The sequence below is a fragment of the Streptomyces doebereineriae genome, assembly GCF_031845645.1.
Taxonomy (GTDB): Bacteria; Actinomycetota; Actinomycetes; order Streptomycetales; family Streptomycetaceae; genus Streptomyces; species Streptomyces canus.
Window position 1 is genome coordinate 1 of sequence record NZ_JAVREZ010000169.1, and the last position, 477, is coordinate 477.

The window sequence follows — 477 nt, forward strand, 5'->3', positions numbered from 1 at the left end:
GTACTTGTCTGTGCTTGTACGTGCTTGTCCGTGCTTTTCCGTTCGGCTTCATGCCGGTGCGGGCCGGTGGAGCAGGCCGGTCGAAGGTCCGTACGCGCCTGCGGACCCATGGGCAACGAGCGACTACGCGGGGAGCAGCACGAGCTTGCCGCCCAGGTGCCCCGACCTGCTGACCTCCAGCGCCGTCGCCGCCTCGTCGAGGGGGTAGGCCCGGTGGATCGGCACGCTCAGCCGCCCCTCGTCGATGAGGGCGAGAATGTGCCCGAGCGCGTCGGCCCCGCCCGCACCGGGCTCGGTCATGTGGATCTGGATGCCGGTGTCGGCCGCATCGAAGGCCACGAGGGAGAGGACCCGCTCCGGACCACCGGCGAGCTCGATGGAGTCCGGGATCTCCCCGCGCCCGGAGGCGTCCAGGACCGCGTCGACCCCCGTCGGCGAGAGGGCCCGCACGCGCTCGACCAGTCCGGGGCCGTAGGT

At 71.7% G+C, this 477-nt stretch carries 1 protein-coding gene; it reads right to left on the minus strand.

Features of this window, described 5'->3' with window-relative positions; translation table 11 throughout:
* Window positions 1-123: 123 nt before the first annotated feature.
* The coding region (locus tag RNB18_RS51280) for a zinc-binding dehydrogenase (protein WP_311720964.1) at window positions 124-477 on the minus strand (354 nt) is incomplete at its 5' end.